The sequence below is a fragment of the Kitasatospora sp. NPDC048715 genome (genome assembly GCF_043198905.1).
Lineage (GTDB): Bacteria > Actinomycetota > Actinomycetes > Streptomycetales > Streptomycetaceae > Kitasatospora > Kitasatospora lactacystinica.
This window is the reverse complement of the sequence record NZ_JBICVH010000001.1, coordinates 857594-875166: the sequence shown is the minus strand read 5'-3', so window position 1 is coordinate 875166 and position 17573 is coordinate 857594. Positions and strand designations below refer to the sequence as shown.

Here is a 17573-nt window from a genome sequence, read left to right as displayed (position 1 = left end):
TGGGCCCCGTCCGCATGCGCGACCCCTTTTCTTGCGGAACCCTCCGGTCACAGCGGAAACCCTCCTCCCGATCAACCGCGGAACCTCCGGCCGACACACCGACGCACTCCCGATGGAGCTGGCATGACGCAGGCACTCAACCCCGATCTCCTCGCCCGGGCCCGGACCTGGCTGGCCGAGGACCCCGACCCGCAGACCCGCGAGGAGCTCGCCGCGCTGCTGGCCCTGGCCGAGGGCCCGGAGGCCGAGACCGACGCCAAGCTCGCCTGGTCGGAGCTGGCCGAGCGGTTCTCCGACCGGCTCCAGTTCGGCACCGCCGGCCTGCGCGGCGAACTCGGCGCCGGCCCGATGCGGATGAACCGCGCCGTGGTGATCCGGGCCGCCGCCGGCCTGGTCGCCTACGTCAAGCAGCAGGGCCTGGGCGACCTGGTCGTCATCGGCTACGACGCCCGCCACAAGTCGTACGACTTCGCCCGCGACACCGCCGCCGTGGTGGTCGGCGCCGGCCTGCGCGCCGCGCTGCTGCCGCGTCCGCTGCCGACCCCGGTGCTCGCCTTCGCCGTCCGCCACCTGGGCGCGGCCGCCGGCGTCACCGTCACCGCCAGCCACAACCCGCCGCAGGACAACGGCTACAAGGTCTACCTGGGCGACGGCTCGCAGATCGTCCCGCCGGCCGACGCCGGGATCGCCGCCGAGATCGACGCGATCGGCTCGCTGGACGAGGTCCCGCGCGCCGAGGAGGGCTGGGAGGTGCTCGGCGAGGAGGTCGTCGAGGCCTACCTGACCCGGGCCGTCTCGATCATCGACGAGCACGGCCCGCGCGACCTGGAGGTGGTCTACACCCCGATGCACGGCGTCGGCCGCGACACCCTGGTCGCCGCGTTCCGCCGGGCGGGCTTCCCCGCGCCCACCGTGGTCGCCGAGCAGGCCGAGCCCGACCCGGACTTCCCGACCGTGGCCTTCCCCAACCCGGAGGAGCCGGGGGCGATGGACCTCGCGTTCCGCACCGCAGCCACCGTCGGCCCGGACATCGTGATCGCCAACGACCCGGACGCCGACCGCTGCGCGGTGGCCGTCCCCGCCAACGGCAACGCGGCCGGCGGCGGCGCCGGCGCGGCCGGCTGGCGGATGCTGCGCGGCGACGAGGTCGGCGCGCTGCTCGGCTCGGCCCTGGTCGCGAAGAAGGCCGAGGGCACCTTCGCCACCACCATCGTCTCCGCCACCCTGCTCGGCCGGATCGCCGAGGCGGCGGGGCTGGGCTACGCCGAGACCCTGACCGGCTTCAAGTGGCTCTCCCGCGCCGAGGGCCTGCGCTACGGCTACGAGGAGGCGCTCGGCTACTGCGTCGACCCGCAGGGCGTCCGGGACAAGGACGGCATCACCGCCGCCCTGCTGGTCGCCGAGCTGGCCGCCACGCTCAAGAAGTCCGGCCGCACCCTGTCCGACCTGCTGGACGACCTGGCGCTGGAGCACGGCCTGCACGCCACCGACCAGCTCTCCGTCCGGGTCAAGGACCTCACGCTGATCGCCGACGCGATGCGCCGGCTGCGCGAGCAGCCGCCGACCGTCCTGGCCGGTCTGCGGGTCACCCGCGCCGACGACCTGTCGGCCGGCTCCGCGGACCTGCCGCCCACCGACGGGCTGCGCTACTACCTGGCCGGCGAGGGCGTCCGCTCCGCCCGCATCGTGGTCCGCCCCTCGGGCACCGAGCCCAAGCTCAAGTGCTACCTGGAGGTCGTCCTCCCGGTCGCCTCCGCGGCGGACCTCGGTCCCGCCCGCGAGCGCGCCGCCGCCCTCCTCGCCACCGTCAAGCACGACCTCGCCGAGGCCGCCGGCATCACCGCCTGACGTCCGCGCACACGTGAAGGGGCCCGCCGGTCGTGACCGGCGGGCCCCTTCGTGCGGTCGGCGGGGTCAGACCGCGATGACGGTGATCAGCGCGATCAGGCCGGCCAGGGTGGGGGCGATGACCCACCAGCACCAGCGGACCTCGACCGGGCCGGTGGCGGAGGGTCGGGCGGCGTTGCGCTCGGCCGTCTCCTGGAGGACGGCGGTGACCTGGTCGGACCAGGCGCGGGTGGGGTCGGGCGAGCCCTGGACGACCGGGTTGGTCCGCTTGGCCATGCCCAGCCCCAGGCCGGTCCTGGAGGCGTGCTCGGCGGCGCTGGGGCTCTGCGCCCGGGTGGCCCGCTTGCGCTGCCGCAGCGACACCGGCACGGCCCAGAGCTGGAACTTCTTCCCGCCGGCGAGCAGCTCGACCGAGTACCCGGCGCGCAGCGCGTCCACCGAGGCCCACGGCGCGACGACGGTCCGCCACGGGTTGCGCACCACCAGCCGGTCGCGGCCGGCCGTCACGGCCGGGCGCAGCGTGTACGCGATCACCGGGAAGGCGAACACCGGCACCGCCGCGAGCGAGACGTACGGGGTCTTCCCGGTCCCGCTCACCACCGCGTCGCCGATCAGCCAGGCCGCCACGACCAGCAGCAGCACTCCGGAGATCACACCGGGGACAGAGCGGTACACGCGGTCGGCGTACTCGGGCTCCCCGTCGGGGGCGGCGGGGCCCTGGTGGGGCTTGCCGTCGGAATCGGTCATGACGTCGATTCTGCCCCATGCCCCTCACCCCGAGGTCTCGGTCCGGCCACGAATGGCGAGCGCCCTAGCGGTTTGCTACGCGCGTAGATATGCTGCCCTGGTGACTATGTCCACTGTTGCAGCCAATGCCCCCGGCGTTGCGGGCAGCGGCCTTCAGGACGTTGCGGCGTCCGAGGCCTCGCTCCGCCGATTCCTGCACGGCCTGCCCGGCGTCGACCAGGTCGGCCTGGAGGCGCGTGCCGCCGCTCTCGGTACCCGCTCGATCAAGACCACGGCGAAGGCGTACGCCATCGACCTGGCGATCTCGATGATCGACCTGACCACGCTGGAGGGCGCGGACACGGTCGGCAAGGTGCGCGCGCTGTGCGCCAAGGGCAGGACCCCCGACCCGACCGACCCGACCACCCCCCGCGTCGCCGCCATCTGTGTCTATCCGGACATGGTCGCCACCGCGAAGGCCGCCCTCAAGGGCACCGACATCCAGGTCGCCTCGGTGGCCACCGCCTTCCCGGCCGGCCGCGCCGCCCTCCCGGTCAAGCTCGCCGACACCGCCGACGCGGTGGCCGCGGGCGCCGACGAGATCGACATGGTGATCGACCGCGGCGCCTTCCTCTCCGGCCGCTACCTCGACGTCTTCCACGAGATCACGGCCGTCAAGGAGGCGTGCGAGCGCCCCGACGGCAGCTCCGCCCACCTCAAGGTGATCTTCGAGACCGGCGAGCTCCAGACCTACGACAACGTCCGCCGGGTCTCCTGGCTGGCGATGCTGGCCGGCGCCGACTTCATCAAGACCTCCACCGGCAAGGTCGCCGTCAACGCGACCCCGCCGGTCACCCTGCTGATGCTGGAGGCGGTCCGCGACTTCCGCGCGGCCACCGGCGTCCAGGTCGGCGTCAAGCCCGCCGGCGGCATCCGCACCACCAAGGACGCCATGAAGTACCTGGTGATGGTCAACGAGACCCTCGGTGACGACTGGCTGACCCCGCACTGGTTCCGCTTCGGCGCCTCCAGCCTGCTCAACGACCTGCTGATGCAGCGCCAGAAGCTGGCCACCGGCCGCTACTCCGGCCCCGACTACGTGACGGTGGACTGATCACCATGGCCAAGAAGAAGAACACCGAGGAGCCCGTGGCCAAGCCCGCCGGCGGCCTCTTCGCCTACGCCCCGGCCCCGGAGTCCCCCGCCGCCGCGGGCGACATCGCCACCTCCTACGGCCACTTCATCGGCGGCGAGTTCGTCGACTCCTCCGGCAACGAGGCCCTGAAGACGGTCAACCCGGCCACCGAGCAGGTGCTCGCCGAGTTCGCCCAGGGCACCGAGGAGGACGTGGACCGCGCGGTCGCCGCCGCCCGCAAGGCATTCGCCGACTGGTCGGCGCTGCCCGGCAGCGAGCGCGCCAAGTACCTGTTCCGGATCGCCCGGATCATCCAGGAGCGCAGCCGCGAGCTGGCCGTGCTGGAGTCGATCGACAACGGCAAGCCGATCCGCGAGACCCGCGACGTCGACCTGCCGCTGGTCGCCGCACACTTCTTCTACTACGCGGGCTGGGCGGACAAGCTGGACTTCGCCGGCTTCGGCCCGAACCCGAAGCCGCTGGGCGTGGCCGGCCAGGTCATCCCGTGGAACTTCCCGCTGCTGATGCTGGCGTGGAAGATCGCGCCCGCGCTGGCGACCGGCAACACGGTCGTCCTGAAGCCGGCCGAGACCACCCCGCTGACCGCGCTGCGCTTCGCCGAGATCTGCCGCCAGGCCGGTCTGCCGAAGGGCGTCGTCAACATCGTCACCGGTGACGGCCGCACCGGCGCCGCGCTGACCTCCCACCCGGACGTCAACAAGGTCGCGTTCACCGGCTCCACCCCGGTCGGCCGCGCCATCGCCAAGCAGCTGGCCGGCACCCGCAAGAAGCTCTCGCTGGAGCTGGGCGGCAAGGCCGCGAACATCGTCTTCGACGACGCGCCGATCGACCAGGCGGTCGAGGGCATCGTCAACGGCATCTTCTTCAACCAGGGCCACGTCTGCTGCGCGGGCTCGCGCCTGCTGGTCCAGGAGTCGATCCAGGACGAGCTGCTGGACGCCCTGAAGCGCCGGATGGCCACCCTGCGGGTCGGCGACCCGCTGGACAAGAACACCGACATCGGCGCCATCAACTCGGCCGAGCAGCTGGCCCGGATCACCGCGCTGACCGAGGCCGGCGAGGCCGAGGGCGCCGAGCGCTGGTCGCCGGCGTGCGAACTCCCGGGCACCGGCTTCTGGTTCAAGCCGACCCTGTTCACCGGCGTGAGCCAGGCCCACCGGATCGCCCAGGAGGAGATCTTCGGCCCGGTCCTGTCGGTGCTGACCTTCCGCACCCCCGCCGAGGCGGTCGAGAAGGCCAACAACACCCCGTTCGGCCTCTCCGCCGGCATCTGGACGGAGAAGGGCTCGCGCATCCTCTGGATGGCCAACCGGCTCCGGGCCGGCGTGGTCTGGGCCAACACCTTCAACAAGTTCGACCCCACCTCGCCGTTCGGCGGCTACAAGGAGTCGGGCTACGGCCGCGAGGGTGGCCGCCACGGTCTGGAGCCCTACCTGAATGTCGAGGCCTGAGATGTCTGACACGACCTTCCAGCGTCTTGACGTCCTCAAGACCTACAAGCTGTACGTCGGCGGGAAGTTCCCGCGCTCCGAGAGCGGGCGGGTGTACGAGGTGACCGACGCAAAGGGCGAGTGGCTCGCCAACGTCCCGCTGGGCACCCGCAAGGACGCCCGCGACGCCGTCGTGGCCGCCCGCAAGGCGGTCAAGGGCTGGTCCGGCACCACCGCGTACAACCGCGGCCAGGTGCTGTACCGGGTGGCCGAGATGCTCCAGGGCCGGCGCGAGCAGTTCGCCGCCGAGGTGGCCGTCTCCGAGGGCATCGGCCCGAAGAAGGCCGCCGCGCTGGTGGACGCCGCGATCGACCGCTGGGTCTGGTACGCGGGCTGGACCGACAAGGTCGCCCAGATCGCGGGCGGCGCCAACCCGGTCGCCGGGCCGTTCTTCAACCTCTCCACCCCGGAGCCGACCGGCGTGGTCGGGATCGTCGCCCCGCAGGCCGGGTACGGGCACTCGCTGCTCGGCCTGGTCTCGGTGATCGCCCCGGCGATCGCCACCGGCAACACGGTCGTGGTCGCGGCCGCCGCGGACGCCCCGCTGCCCGCGCTGTCGCTGGGCGAGGTGCTGGCCACCTCGGACGTCCCGGGCGGCGTGGTCAACATCGTCTCGGGCCGGACGGCGGACATCGCCCCCACCCTGGCCTCGCACCAGGACGTCAACGCGCTGGACCTCACCGGAGCCATCGCCGTCGACGGTCCCGGCGCGCCGCAGGCGCTGGAAGCGGCCGCCGCGGATACCCTGAAGAGGGTAGTCCGTCCGGTGCTGGACCCGTTCGCCCAGGACTGGACCAATGCGCCCGGTACGGACCGGCTACTCTCGTTCCTGGAGACGAAGACGGTCTGGCACCCGATGGGGATCTGACCTCCCCGCTCCGAGTAACAACTCCACAAGCTGGCCGTCCCCAGTGCCCTCACCCCCCCAGGGCCCGGACGGTCATTGGACGGACCCGCGCCTCTCCCCCCCTGGCGCGGGTCCGTCGGCGTTCCCGCGACTTTCGTCGCCGCCCGGGCCGACTTTCGGGGCTCCCGGTCCGTACGCGTCCGGACCATGATCGTCGGGACGGAACCGGCCGAGGGGGCGCGATGGAAGAACTGGGCGAGCTGATGGCACTCGTCACGGACGGCGTGCTGCGCCGGTGGCGGGTGGCCCGGGCCCGCCGCCGGCTGGCCGCCGGGAAGGCGGTGCGGCTGCCCTGCTCGGCTCGCTCCGACCGGCCCGGCCGACGGCCCGGCTACGTCAACGGGACGCTGGGGATCACCCCCGGGGCCGCCACCGCGTGCTTCCGCGCGCGCGGCGCCGACCCGCTCGAACTGCCCGTCGGGGGCACCTTCCACGAACCCGAGCCCGACACCTGGCACGACCAGGACTGGGCCGCCACCGCGTACCGGCCGCCCGGCGGCGGGGAGCCGGTGTACCTCCAGGTGGACAGCCGCTGCCTGCCGATGGTCCGGTCCGCCCTGTCCGGCCCGAAGCCGCGGCAGAAGGTCTGAGCCGACCGGTTTCGGCAACCGGCCGGGATGCGTCAGACTGATGTCCCGTGAGTGACTCCCCCATGAACCCCGCACCGACCGGGCATGCCCGGGTGATCCTGCTCTCCGGGCCCTCCGGGTCGGGGAAGTCCTCGCTGGCCGAGCGCAGCGGCCTGCCGGTGCTCCAGCTCGACGACTTCTACAAGGACGGGGACGACCCGACCCTGCCGCGGCTGCCGGACGGCGCCGTCGACTGGGACTCCCCGCTGGCCTGGCACCGCGACCAGGCCGTCGCCGCGATCCGCGCCCTGCACGAGCACGGGCGCACGGACGTCCCGGTGTACTCGATCCCGGACAACGGCCGGATCGGCACCCGCGGCCTGGAGCTGGGCGGGGCGGGCGCGTTCATCGCGGAGGGCATATTCGCCGCCGAGATCACCGCCGAGTGCGCCGACCAGGGCCTGCTGGGCGACGCCCTGTGCCTGCGCAACGGCGCGCTCACCACGGCCTGGCGCCGGCTGCGCCGGGACGTCCGGGAGGGCCGCAAGTCGCTGCCGGTGCTGCTGCGCCGGGGCCTGCGGCTGATGCGGGCCGAGCGGTCCATCGTCGGGCGGCAGGTCGCGCTCGGCTCGTACGCGTGCGCCGGCCCGGAGGCCGAGCGGCGGATCCGCGCCGCGGCCCGGACCACCGAGCTCTCCGCGGCCTGAACCCCGGGGCCGGATCCCGCGGCCCGGACCGGCCCGCGCCGTGGGGCCGTGACACCCAGGACATGACGAAGGGCCCGGTGCGTCTCCCCCGCACCGGGCCCTTCGCCTTCCCCGAACGGTCCTCGGCTCCCCCACGGGCGTGCTCCCCCGAGCCGCTGCCCCCGGACCGTGACCGTCCGCTTCCCGTCCCCCGACGGGAGTCCTCGTTACGCGACCAGCTCGCCGAACGCCCGGACGGTGTCGCCCGACTTGTTCAGGTGCTCGTCCTCGCGCAGCCGGCGCAGGGCGCGCCAGATGCTGCTCTTGACCGTGCCGACGCTGATCCCCAGCACGTCGGCGATCTCCGGGTCGGTCTTGCCCTCGTAGTACCGCAGCACCAGCATGGTGCGCTGGTTCTCCGGCAGCTTCGCCAGCGCCTGCCAGAGCACGGTGCGCAGCTCGGTGCCGCCCATCGCGTCGGTGTCGCCGGCCGTCTCCGGCAGCTCCTCGGTCGGGTACTCGTTGACCTTGCGGCGCCGCCAGGCGGAGATGTGCAGGTTGGTCATGGTGCGGCGGAGGTACCCGCCGACCGCGGCCTTGTCGGTGATCCGGCCCCAGGCCCGGTAGGTGCTGAAGAGCGCGCTCTGCAGCAGGTCCTCGGCCTCGTAGCGGTCACCGGTCAGGTGGTAGGCCGTGGCGTACAGGGAGGCGCGGCGCTCGCGCACGTACGCGGTGAACTCCGTGATGTGGTCCTCCGCGACGGCCGGGTGCTCCCCCTGCGCGCCTCCCTGTCCCGCCTCGGTGGTGCGGGCCGCGGCGGGGTTCAGCCGCAGCAGCGTCGCACCGGCGGCCTCACGACCGGTCGGCTCCCCCGAACCGACCGTCCGCAGACCGTTCCCCCCGGTCCCCCGGTTACCCCCCGGGGCGTCCTTGCCCTCGACGCGGACGGGGAGGATCCCCCGCAGCGTGAGGGTGTTGGCGGAGTCGGCCGAACTCCCCAGACGGCCGATCCCGTACAGCTCCCCCGTCCTGCCGCCGCCGCTCACCCGACGGGCGCCAGGGTTTCCACCGGTGCTGTGCGCGCACCCCCGCACGGTCACGGCACCGGAGTTCTCGTCGGTCCTGACCTCGTACCGGGTCCGGTGGGACGTGGCTGACGAACGCGCGGTGCGGACAGCCGGGTTGGTCCGGGTCTGAAGCATGGCGTTCATCGTGCGCCCCCTGGGTCGGTACGAGCGGTTCCGGTAGCCGCCCTTCAGCCGGCCTTGCGGCCCGCTGTCCTGCGGCGACATGGAAAATCCTGCCCGCCGGTTGTGATGGCGCTGTCCGCCGACTGTCACAGGGGTGTCACAGGAGGGGCCCGAACATCCCGGACCGCCTCCCTCCGTACCGGACGCCGGTGGCGTCCGTTCCGGTTCCCGGAGGGACGGTGGGTGATCCGGGGGGTGATTCGGCGCGGCCGGTGGGCCAAAATGGGGCCGTGCCTTTCCTCCTTCTGATCGAGGACGACGACGCCATCCGGACCGGCCTCGAACTCGCTCTCACCCGCCAGGGCCACCGCGTGGCCACCGCCGCCTCCGGCGAGGACGGCCTGAGGCTCTTCAAGGAGCAGCGGCCCGACCTGATCGTGCTGGACGTGATGCTGCCCGGCATCGACGGCTTCGAGGTGTGCCGCCGGATCCGCCGCACCGACCAGCTGCCGATCATCCTGCTCACCGCGCGCTCGGACGACATCGACGTGGTGGTGGGCCTGGAGTCCGGCGCGGACGACTACGTCGTGAAGCCGGTGCAGCCACGCGTGCTGGACGCCCGGATCCGGGCGGTGCTGCGCCGCGGCGAGCGGGAGAGCTCGGACTCCTCCGCCTACGGCAGCGTGGTGATCGACCGCGCGGCGATGACCGTCACCAAGGACGGACAGGACCTCCAGCTCACCCCGACCGAGCTGCGGCTGCTGCTGGAGCTCAGCCGCCGCCCCGGCCAGGCGCTCTCCCGCCAGCAGCTGCTGCGGCTGGTCTGGGAGCACGACTACCTCGGCGACTCCCGCCTGGTGGACGCGTGCGTGCAGCGGCTGCGGGCCAAGGTCGAGGACGTGCCGTCCGCGCCGACGCTGATCCGCACCGTCCGCGGGGTGGGCTACCGGCTGGACCCGCCGGCCTGACCCCGAACGCCTCCGACCAGCCCCACCTGCCCCTGAACTCCCGTACCACGACAGGCTCTTGTGACTGACCATCAGACGACTGCCCGGCGGTTCCCGACGGGCCGGTGGCGTCGGCTGCGCTCCCTGCGGGTGCGGCTGATCGCGGTGTTCGCGGCCGTCGCGCTGCTCGCCGCCGTCTCGGCCTCCGGCATCGCGTACTGGCTGAACCGCGACGCGGTGCTCAAGCGCGCCCAGGACACCGCGCTGAACGACTTCCGGGTCTCGCTCACCCGCAACGTCTCCGAGCTGCCGCTGAACGCGAGCTGCCCGGAACTGGCCGCGCTGGCGTCCAACGTGGCCAGCTCCGGGCTGACGTACGACGTGGTGGTGGTCGACGCGGCGCACCCGGAGTGCACGGCCTCCTCCGACCCCGCGAACTTCACGCTGGCGGACGTCCCGGCGGCGCTGCAGTCCACCGTCGCCAAGCCGCGCGAGATCACCGAGAACAACCCGTACCCGTACCACCTGTACTGGCAGCGGCAGAACCTGGAGGGCCGGCCGTTCGTGATCGGCGGCACCAAGGTGGTGCCGAACGGCCCGACGGCGTACATGTTCAAGTCGCTGGAGAACGAGCGGGCCGACCTCAACACCCTGGGCTGGTCGCTGGCCATCGCCACGCTGCTCGCGCTGATCGGCTCGGCGCTGCTCGCCCAGGCCGCCTCGGCGACCGTGCTGCGGCCGGTCAAGCGGCTCGGGGACGCCGCCCGGAGGCTCGGCGAGGGGCACCTGGACACCCGGCTGGAGGTCGAGGGCTCGGACGAACTCGCCGACCTGGCGCGGACCTTCAACCGGGCCGCGGAGTCGCTGCACGAGCAGGTCGAGGAGCTGAGCGCGCGCGAGGCGCAGAGCCGGCGGTTCGTCGCCGACATGTCGCACGAGCTGCGCACCCCGCTGACCGCGATGACCGCCGTGACCGACATCCTGGAGGACGAGGCCGAGTCGCTGGACCCGATGATCGAGCCGGCCGTCCGGCTCGTGGTCAGCGAGACCCGGCGGCTGTCCGACCTGGTGGAGAACCTCATGGAGGTGACCCGCTTCGACGCCGGTACCGCCAGGCTGGTCGCCGACGAGGTGGACATCGCCGACCTGATCATGTCCTGCATCGACGGGCGGGCCTGGTACGACGCGGTCGAACTGGACGCCCCGCGCGGCATCCTGGCCGTGGTCGACCCGCGCCGGCTCGACGTGGTCTTCGCCAATCTCATCGGCAACGCGCTGAAGCACGGCGGCTCGCCGGTGCGGGTCGGGGTCCGGCAGGACGGGGAGTCGGTCGTGGTCGAGGTCTCCGACAGCGGTCCGGGCATCCCGGAGGACGTTTTGCCGCACGTCTTCGACCGCTTCTACAAGGCGGACCGCGGGCGGGCGCGCTCGGAGGGCAGCGGCCTCGGGCTGTCGATCGCGATGGCCAACGCGCAGATACACGGGGGGACGATCACGGCGGCGAACGGGGAGGTCGGCGCGGTGTTCACCCTGACCCTGCCGCTGGCCCCGCCGCCTCCGCCGTCAGCGGGCGGGGCCGAGGGCGGCCCCGCCGGCGACGCCGCCGAGGACAAGGACACCACGTGACCGCCCCCACCGACACCGCCGTCCCCCGCACCGTCCTGCGCCGCGGCGCCGGCGTGCTGCTGCTGCTCGCGCTGGCCTCCGGCTGCGGCATCCGGCCGACCGCCGTACCGGTCGACGCCGGCGCGCCCGCCAGCCGGACGGCCTGCCCGACCACGCCGCACATACCGGCGGCCCTGGCCACCCCGCCGGGACCGGCCCCGACCGTGACCCCGACCCGCGGCACCAAGGCGGCCGTGAGTCCGAGCCCGTCACCCACCCCGGTGACGCCGGGCAGCCCGCCGCCGGACAACGTGTTCGGCGCGGTGCCGACGACCTCGCCCTGCCGTTAGGGCGTGTCTGACAATTCCCGCTGGGTGCGCGACGCCGGGGAGGAGGGAGCGGACGGGACTCGGGGGGCACGTTTGGGAATGTTCACGCCGGGTGTGGAACCGACGTGCCGTCGACCCACGTCCTTCCCCCCGTGCAGCGAGATGGCACCAGGACACGCGACGAGCGTTCCGGCGCGGGGACCGAGAGCAGCCCGGCGGCGGCCGTCCACCGTCCCCTCCGGTTGGCCGGGCTGGCGGGCCTCACCGGCCACCTGGCACTGGCGCTCTGGCTGGTGCTGAGACCACTGCCGGTGGCCTGGGTGTACGACGCCAACCTGACGCCGCTCGCCTCGCTCCGCTCCTCCAGCGGCTGGCAGGTGGTCGGCGAACTCCTGCTGCTGGCCCCGCTCGGGGTCCTGCTGCCGCTGGCCGGCGGCCGGCTCCGGGCCCCCTGGCTGCCCTCCTTCCTGCGCACCACCGGCGTCTCCGCGCTGCTGGCGACCGCGCTGGAGTTCCTCTCGTCCTGGGCGCCCGGGCACGTCCTCAACGTGGACCACATCCTGCTCGCCGTGGCCGGCGTGGCCGTCGCCCACCTCGCGCTCGTCCCCGGCCTGCGGCACCTGCTGCGGGACCGGCGGCCGCGGGCGCCCCGGATGCCGGTGCTCTCCGTGCCGCCGGTGGCCGCCGTCACCCCGGTCACGGCCGTCGCGCCCACCGCCCGCCGGCGCGCCTACGCCGAACCGACGCCGCCCGCCCGCTGAGCCGGCCCCGGGGCCCGGACCACCCGGCCGCCGACCTCCACCAGCCCGCCCGGGCGCGGTCCGGCCAGCAGCTGCGAGCCCCGGCCCTGGGTGACGGTCAGCGCCCGCCCCAGGCTCGCGGCCAGCAGCAGGGCGGCCGCTCCCGTCGCCTCGTCCTCGTCGATCCCGTCGCCCCGCCCGGGGAAGGCCCGGGCCCGTACGGTGCCGGCCGCCTCGTCCTGCCAGGCCCAGGCGTAGACCCACTCCCCCGGCGGCGGCACCTCCAGCGCCTCCACCTCGGCCGCCGAACCGTACCGCCGCAGCGTGCGCCCCGGGGCCCACTCCGGCCGGGCCGCGATCCGGGTCAGTCCGTCCGCGCGCCGCACCGCCACCTCGCCGGCGGCCGTGACCAGCCGGTCCGCCCCGAGCAGCCAGGCCGCGCCCACGCACGGGTGGCCGGCGAACGGCAGGCGCACCGACGGGGTGTAGATGTCGATCTCCCCGCGCTCCGGGTCGTCGACGAACACCGTCTCGCTGAAGCCCAGTTCGCGGGCGATCCGCTGCCGGTCCGCGCGCCCCGGCACGGCGGCGCCGTCGCGCACCACGCCGAGCGCGTTGCCGTGCCCGCCGTCCGGCCCGCAAAAGACCCGCAGCACCTCAAAATCCGTCATTTCCCACCCCGTCGACTGCCGCTGCGGCACAGCGCAATGACACCGTGACACAAAGGCGGCGACGAATGTCGGCCGCCTTTAGTACTGTGCGCTCTCGTCCCCGAACGGCGCCTGCCGTTTTTCTTCTTCCCTTCCCCAGGAAACCGCTTTGAACAATCTGGACTTCAGCGCCGAACCGCTCTTCTCCTGGTACGTCGTACTGCTGGCGCTCAGCGGCGTCATCATGGTGGCCCTCGGGGCCGCCGCCGGCGGGCTGAAGGTCGGCCTGCGCGTCCTCAACGTCGTCCTCGGCCTCGGCTTCCTCGGGTACGCCTACTACCTGGCGTTCGTCTTCGAGGGCGGCACCTACTACATCTTCTTCAAGGTGTTCATCCTGCCGGTCGGCATGATCGTCGCCTCGGTGAAGGCGCTCGTCGAACGCGGCAACGCCAAGCAGCAGCAGTCCGCCCAGGCGGCCGCCGCGTTCAACCCCAACGCGCCGCAGGGGGCCTTCAACCCGAACGCGCCGTTCAACCCCAACGCCCCGCAGGCCCCGTTCAACCCGAACGCCCCGCAGACCCCGTACGCCCAGCAGCCGGGCGCGCCCGTCCCGCCGCCGGCCGGCGCCCCGGTTCCCCCGGTCGCGCCGCAGGCCGCTCCGCCCGCCCCGCCGCAGGGCGGCGCGCCGTACCAGCCGGGCGTCCCCCCGCAGCCGGTGGCGGACAACCCGTACGCGCAGCCGCAGCCGCCGCAGAACCCGGTCGGCTGACCGCGCCACCGGCCCGTACGCACCGGAAGGCCCGCCCGTCCCCGCACGACAGCGGGGGCGGACGGGCCTTCCGGCACGTCAGGGCCGGTTCCCGGCACCGCCCCGCAGCCGGTTGCGGCGCCGCGCCACCACCAGGGTGCCGACGCCCATGGCGATCGCGGTCGCCCCGGTGATCGCCATCGGCTCCGCGGCCGTGCCGCCACCGGTGGAGGCCAGCCGGGTGTCGGCGGCCGGGGCGGCCACCGTCCGCGAGCCGCCCGTCGCCGGGCTCGGCGCCATCGGGGGAGCCGCCGCCGGGACGACCGGGGCGGCGGACGGCTCCGGCACCTCCGGGCCCGGGGCGGGTTCCTGGAACGCCGGAGCGGCCCTGGCGGTGGGACCCGGCGCGGGCACGGTGATGAAGTCGGCCGCGGCGCCGACCGCCTCGGCCGCGCTCTCGCCCGGCTCCGGCAGGGTGTCCGCGACGGCGACCAGGGACTCGAACAGGATCGGCGCGTCCCTGGTGAAGGCCAGCCGGACCTCGACGGTGCGGCTCCCGCCCTTCGCCAGCGCGATGACGTCGGCGTCCCGGTCCCCGGTCCGCAGCCCGAGGCACAGCCAGGCCGGGTGCCCCGGGCTGTCGGCCAGGGTGGCCTCCCGCCACTGCCCGTCGACGGCACGGAACTCGAACTTGACGGTGCTCGAAGGGAGTTCGGCCGCCCCCTGGAACACGGCCGCGGGCACGACCCGCAGGTCCTTGCCACTCCGGTTGGTGAGGACCAGCGTGAACGGCTTCGCCTCCCCGCCCACCGTGAACGAGGTGGGCACGCCCTCGAACCCGACCTCCACGGTGGCCGCCGGGGTGGCCGGCGCCGCGGTCGGCACGGTGGTCGGCGCCGCCGCCGGGGCGACGACCAGGTCCGGGTGGCCGCTCTCCGCACCGGTGGTGCGCTGCTCCGGCGGCAGGGCCGGGTCCGAGACCACGGAGTCGAAGCCCGGCGTCACCCGCCCGGCAGGGGCGTCGGCGGTGACGGTGAGCCGCAGCCGGTAGACGGCCTCGGCGCCGGCCGCCAGCGACAGCGCGGCGGGCTGGTCGAGCGCCCAGCGGGCGCCGGTCCCCGCGGCGTTCACCCTGGCGTCCTGCCACTGGGCGGCGCCGGGCGACCGGTACTCCAGCCTGAAGTGGCCCTGCCCGGCGTCGGCGCCGACGCCGACGCCGGTGTCCGCGAGGCCGAAGAACGAGGACGGGACGTCCAGCCGGTGGTCCGCGGTGTTCCGGAGCGTCGCGGTGAACTCCACCGCCGGGCCACCCGCCGTGACGGTGCCGGGAAGGCCCCCGAAGGTGATCGTGACCGGCGAGGGACGGGTCCGGGTGCCCGGGACCACCGCGACGGCCTGCGGCGCGGCGAGGACGGCCGGGCCCTCGACGGCGGCCAGGCCGGAGGCCAGCGTGACGGCGGCGGTCGCGGTCAGGAATCTGCGATGCCGAATGCGCAATTCAACCTCACGAGAGAATGCGGGACAGAACCCATCAGGACGTGAAATCGCTTGCGCGAGAGGTTGTTCCACAACGAAGTCGGGCTCTTCGTCCGCCCCCCGGCCGACTGCGATCGGCAGCATCCTACCGAGCCGGCCGGGCCCCTTCGGACGGGCCCGGGCGCACGTTCCGGCCCTCGGCCCTCGGGGTCACCCTGAGGGCTACCCCGACGTCCGGCTACGCCTACCCGGTGACCCTTCGGGGCGGAGAATCACCTGCCGGACGGAGGACCGGGGGCCGCCGGCGACGGAGTATGGAAGCAGCCCGCCGGACCGGCCGGACCGGGCCGCCACCACACGGAGAAGACCATGACCGCGCGCCTCGCCCGTCCCCGCCACAACCGCGTCATCGCCGGCGTCTGCGCCGGGATCGCCGAACGCTTCGGCCTGACCCCGTGGACCGTCCGGCTGATCTTCCTGTTCTCCTGCCTGCTGCCCGGCCCCCAGTTCCTCCTCTACCTGGCCCTCTGGCTGCTGCTCCCCCAGGAGCCGTGAGCCCGGCGGCCCGGCGGACGGCGACGGGCCGCCCGCCCCGGTGATCCCGGGGTGGGCGGCCCGTCGCCGTGCCGTGGGCCGGGGCGTGCCGGTCGGGCGCGCCCCGGACTTCAGCCGGTCAGGCCGGGGAGGGCCGGCAGGGTGCTGGTCAGCGCGCCGATCGGGGTCTTGTCCAGACCCGGGACGGTCGGGAGGGCGGCACGCTGCTGGGTGACGCCGGCCAGCGGGGTCTCCCCGGCCGGGACGGCCTTGCCCACGCTCGGGGCGAGGGTGCCCAGCGTCTCGGTCACCTTGCCGGTGGCGGGCAGCTTGGCGGCGGTGTCGGTGACCGCACCGGTCACCGCCGGGTTCGTCAGCGCGCCGGTGGGCAGCCCGAGGCCGCCGGCCGCCTGGCCGTCGGCCGCGGAGGCGGTACCGGCGCCGACCGCCGCGATGGCGATGCCGAGCGCCGCGGTGCCCGCGGCCTTGAGAGCCTGCTTCATGGTGGGTCCCCTTTGGGTCCTCGTCGGTGGCCGACTTCACGCACGGGACCGACGGACGGGCGACCGCCGCCGAGCCGTATCGGCAATGACGGGCACACCGTAGTGAGCCGGTCACCCGGGAACCAAAGGGCGTTCACTCACCCGAGTGAGTAGTCGGATGAACGCCAACTCTCCTGCGGGAACACGGCGTTCATCCGACCGGGCGGGCCCGGGGCACCGCCCCGGCGGCTCAGTTGCCGCCGGTGCCCGCGCTGAACAGCCACTCCGCCTTCAGCTCGGCGTAGCCCGGCTTGATCACGTCGCTGATCATCGCCAGCCGCTCGTCGAAGGGCAGGAACGCGGACTTCATCGCGTTCACGGTGAACCACTCCAGGTCGCCCAGGGTGTAGCCGAAGGCCTCCACCACGTGGCCGAACTCCCGGCTCATGCTGGTGCCGCTCATCAGCCGGTTGTCGGTGTTCACGGTGACCCGGAACTTCAGCCGGCTGAGCAGCCCGATCGGGTGCTCGGCGTACGAGGCCGCGGCGCCGGTCTGGATGTTGGAGGTCGGGCACATCTCCAGCGGGATGCGCTTGTCGCGCACGTACGCGGCCAGCCGGCCGAGCTCGACCGTGCCGTCCTCGCCGACCGTGATGTCGTCGACGATCCGCACGCCGTGGCCGAGCCGGTCGGCGCCGCAGCACTGCAGGGCCTCCCAGATCGACGGCAGGCCGAAGGCCTCGCCCGCGTGGATGGTGAAGTGGTTGTTCTCGCCCTTGAGGTAGTCGAAGGCGGCCTGGTGGCGGGTGGGCGGGTAGCCGGCCTCGGCACCGGCGATGTCGAAGCCGACGACGCCCGAGTCCCGGTGGCGGTTGGCCAGTTCGGCGATCTCCTGCGAGCGGGCGGCGTGCCGCATCGCGGTGATCAGGGTGCCGATGCGGATCCGGTGGCCGGCTGCGCGGGCGTTGGCCTCGCCGAGGCGGAAGCCCTCCTGGACGGCCTCGACGACCTCGTCGAGGCTCAGCCCGGCCTCCAGGTGCTGCTCGGGGGCGTAGCGGACCTCGGCGTACACGACGCCGTCGGCGGCCAGGTCCTCGGCGCAGTCCGCGGCGACCTTGATCAGCGCCTCACGGGTCTGCATCACGGCGCAGGTGTGCGCGAAGGTCTCCAGGTAGCGGACCAGCGAGCCGGAGTCGGCGGCCTCGCGGAACCACTCGCCGAGCTCCTTGGCGTCGGTGGTGGGCAGGCCCTGGTAGCCGCAGGCGGCGGCCAGCTCGACCACGGTCTCCGGGCGCAGCCCGCCGTCCAGGTGGTCGTGCAGGAGGACCTTCGGCGCGCGGCGGATCTGGTCGGCGGTGGGGATGCGCGGGCCGGTGCCCGCGGTGGTGACGGGGATCTGCTGTTCCATTGCGGAAATATAGCCCCTACGCGCGTAGACCGACCACCGCGAACACCACCGGATGGTCCAAACTCCACGCGGAATTCCACCG

General features: G+C 73.9%; 18 protein-coding genes. 12 read left to right on the top strand and 6 right to left on the bottom strand.

What is annotated here, in order from left to right; all coding sequences use genetic code 11:
- Positions 1-123: 123 nt before the first annotated feature.
- Positions 124-1848 (top strand): phospho-sugar mutase, encoded by a 1725-nt coding sequence (locus tag ACGFSC_RS04040; protein ID WP_359906061.1) that lies wholly within the window; start codon positions 124-126, stop codon positions 1846-1848.
- A gap of 66 nt (positions 1849-1914) precedes the next feature.
- Here ACGFSC_RS04040 and ACGFSC_RS04035 read toward each other — a convergent pair whose 3' ends face one another.
- Positions 1915-2595 carry a PH domain-containing protein gene (locus tag ACGFSC_RS04035; RefSeq protein ID WP_359906059.1) on the bottom strand — a complete coding sequence of 227 codons (681 nt, stop codon included), beginning with the start codon at positions 2593-2595 and terminating at the stop codon, positions 1915-1917.
- Between the two features lie 106 nt (positions 2596-2701).
- On the opposite strand from ACGFSC_RS04035, the gene deoC reads away from it, so the two are divergent.
- The 5 genes from deoC to ACGFSC_RS04010 all read left to right on the top strand — a co-directional run bounded on the left by deoC (position 2702) and on the right by ACGFSC_RS04010 (position 7403).
- On the top strand, positions 2702-3688 hold the full coding sequence (gene deoC, locus ACGFSC_RS04030; RefSeq protein ID WP_359906056.1) for a deoxyribose-phosphate aldolase: 987 nt from the start codon (positions 2702-2704) through the stop codon (positions 3686-3688).
- 5 nt (positions 3689-3693) lie between these two features.
- Positions 3694-5181, top strand: coding sequence for an aldehyde dehydrogenase family protein (locus tag ACGFSC_RS04025; protein ID WP_359906054.1), 1488 nt, complete (start codon positions 3694-3696; stop codon positions 5179-5181).
- 1 nt (position 5182) lies between these two features.
- Positions 5183-6088 (top strand): aldehyde dehydrogenase family protein, encoded by a 906-nt coding sequence (locus ACGFSC_RS04020; RefSeq protein ID WP_359906051.1) that lies wholly within the window; start codon positions 5183-5185, stop codon positions 6086-6088.
- A gap of 221 nt (positions 6089-6309) precedes the next feature.
- Positions 6310-6717, top strand: coding sequence for a hypothetical protein (locus ACGFSC_RS04015; RefSeq protein WP_359906049.1), 408 nt, complete (start codon positions 6310-6312; stop codon positions 6715-6717).
- A 47-nt stretch (positions 6718-6764) separates the two neighbouring features.
- Positions 6765-7403, top strand: a complete 639-nt coding sequence (locus tag ACGFSC_RS04010; protein WP_359906046.1) for an ATP-binding protein — start codon at positions 6765-6767, stop codon at positions 7401-7403.
- Between the two features lie 206 nt (positions 7404-7609).
- Here the strand turns inward: ACGFSC_RS04010 and ACGFSC_RS04005 are convergent, their stop codons facing one another.
- A complete protein-coding gene (locus tag ACGFSC_RS04005) occupies positions 7610-8482 on the bottom strand; it encodes a SigE family RNA polymerase sigma factor (RefSeq protein WP_380350557.1) in 873 nt (290 codons plus the stop codon).
- Between the two features lie 380 nt (positions 8483-8862).
- On the opposite strand from ACGFSC_RS04005, the gene ACGFSC_RS04000 reads away from it, so the two are divergent.
- The 4 genes from ACGFSC_RS04000 to ACGFSC_RS03985 all read left to right on the top strand — a co-directional run bounded on the left by ACGFSC_RS04000 (position 8863) and on the right by ACGFSC_RS03985 (position 12214).
- Positions 8863-9540 (top strand): response regulator transcription factor, encoded by a 678-nt coding sequence (locus ACGFSC_RS04000; RefSeq protein ID WP_030257458.1) that lies wholly within the window; start codon positions 8863-8865, stop codon positions 9538-9540.
- Positions 9541-9600: 60 nt separating this feature from the next.
- On the top strand, positions 9601-11145 hold the full coding sequence (locus ACGFSC_RS03995; protein ID WP_359906043.1) for a HAMP domain-containing sensor histidine kinase: 1545 nt from the start codon (positions 9601-9603) through the stop codon (positions 11143-11145).
- The gene (locus ACGFSC_RS03990; RefSeq protein ID WP_359906041.1) at positions 11142-11474 is read left to right on the top strand and encodes a hypothetical protein; all 333 of its coding nucleotides are present in this window, start codon (positions 11142-11144) and stop codon (positions 11472-11474) included. The genes ACGFSC_RS03995 and ACGFSC_RS03990 overlap by 4 nt, the downstream gene beginning before the upstream one ends.
- A gap of 131 nt (positions 11475-11605) precedes the next feature.
- A complete protein-coding gene (locus ACGFSC_RS03985) occupies positions 11606-12214 on the top strand; it encodes a VanZ family protein (protein WP_359906038.1) in 609 nt (202 codons plus the stop codon).
- Here ACGFSC_RS03985 and ACGFSC_RS03980 read toward each other — a convergent pair.
- Positions 12184-12864, bottom strand: coding sequence for a PhzF family phenazine biosynthesis protein (locus ACGFSC_RS03980; RefSeq protein WP_359906035.1), 681 nt, complete (start codon positions 12862-12864; stop codon positions 12184-12186). The two genes, ACGFSC_RS03985 and ACGFSC_RS03980, sit on opposite strands and share 31 nt — an antisense overlap.
- 148 nt (positions 12865-13012) lie before the next feature.
- On the opposite strand from ACGFSC_RS03980, the gene ACGFSC_RS03975 reads away from it, so the two are divergent.
- Positions 13013-13612 (top strand): hypothetical protein, encoded by a 600-nt coding sequence (locus tag ACGFSC_RS03975; protein ID WP_359906032.1) that lies wholly within the window; start codon positions 13013-13015, stop codon positions 13610-13612.
- Between the two features lie 78 nt (positions 13613-13690).
- Here ACGFSC_RS03975 and ACGFSC_RS03970 read toward each other — a convergent pair whose 3' ends face one another.
- Entirely contained in the window at positions 13691-15088 is a 1398-nt protein-coding gene (locus tag ACGFSC_RS03970) for a hypothetical protein (RefSeq protein ID WP_359906029.1), read from the bottom strand.
- Positions 15089-15436: 348 nt separating this feature from the next.
- On the opposite strand from ACGFSC_RS03970, the gene ACGFSC_RS03965 reads away from it, so the two are divergent.
- A complete protein-coding gene (locus tag ACGFSC_RS03965; RefSeq protein ID WP_359906026.1) occupies positions 15437-15622 on the top strand; it encodes a PspC domain-containing protein in 186 nt (61 codons plus the stop codon).
- A gap of 110 nt (positions 15623-15732) precedes the next feature.
- On the opposite strand, the gene ACGFSC_RS03960 is transcribed toward ACGFSC_RS03965, so the two are convergent.
- Together ACGFSC_RS03960 and ACGFSC_RS03955 are read right to left on the bottom strand one after the other, a co-directional pair.
- Positions 15733-16104 (bottom strand): ATP-binding protein, encoded by a 372-nt coding sequence (locus ACGFSC_RS03960; RefSeq protein ID WP_359911518.1) that lies wholly within the window; start codon positions 16102-16104, stop codon positions 15733-15735.
- A gap of 229 nt (positions 16105-16333) precedes the next feature.
- Positions 16334-17491, bottom strand: a complete 1158-nt coding sequence (locus ACGFSC_RS03955) for an adenosine deaminase (RefSeq protein WP_359911521.1) — start codon at positions 17489-17491, stop codon at positions 16334-16336.
- Positions 17492-17573 lie beyond the last annotated feature (82 nt).

What these genes read in the sequence shown, in the direction of transcription:
- ACGFSC_RS04040 (WP_359906061.1), top strand. Translation starts at nt 124, where the DNA reads ATGACGCAGGCACTCAACCCCGATCTCCTCGCCCGGGCCCGGACCTGG.
- ACGFSC_RS04035 (WP_359906059.1), bottom strand. Translation starts at nt 2,595, where the DNA reads ATGACCGATTCCGACGGCAAGCCCCACCAGGGCCCCGCCGCCCCCGAC.
- ACGFSC_RS03980 (WP_359906035.1), bottom strand. Translation starts at nt 12,864, where the DNA reads ATGACGGATTTTGAGGTGCTGCGGGTCTTTTGCGGGCCGGACGGCGGG.
- deoC (WP_359906056.1), top strand. Translation starts at nt 2,702, where the DNA reads ATGTCCACTGTTGCAGCCAATGCCCCCGGCGTTGCGGGCAGCGGCCTT.
- ACGFSC_RS04020 (WP_359906051.1), top strand. Translation starts at nt 5,183, where the DNA reads ATGTCTGACACGACCTTCCAGCGTCTTGACGTCCTCAAGACCTACAAG.
- ACGFSC_RS04025 (WP_359906054.1), top strand. Translation starts at nt 3,694, where the DNA reads ATGGCCAAGAAGAAGAACACCGAGGAGCCCGTGGCCAAGCCCGCCGGC.
- ACGFSC_RS03965 (WP_359906026.1), top strand. Translation starts at nt 15,437, where the DNA reads ATGACCGCGCGCCTCGCCCGTCCCCGCCACAACCGCGTCATCGCCGGC.
- ACGFSC_RS04015 (WP_359906049.1), top strand. Translation starts at nt 6,310, where the DNA reads ATGGAAGAACTGGGCGAGCTGATGGCACTCGTCACGGACGGCGTGCTG.
- ACGFSC_RS03955 (WP_359911521.1), bottom strand. Translation starts at nt 17,491, where the DNA reads ATGGAACAGCAGATCCCCGTCACCACCGCGGGCACCGGCCCGCGCATC.
- ACGFSC_RS03960 (WP_359911518.1), bottom strand. Translation starts at nt 16,104, where the DNA reads ATGAAGCAGGCTCTCAAGGCCGCGGGCACCGCGGCGCTCGGCATCGCC.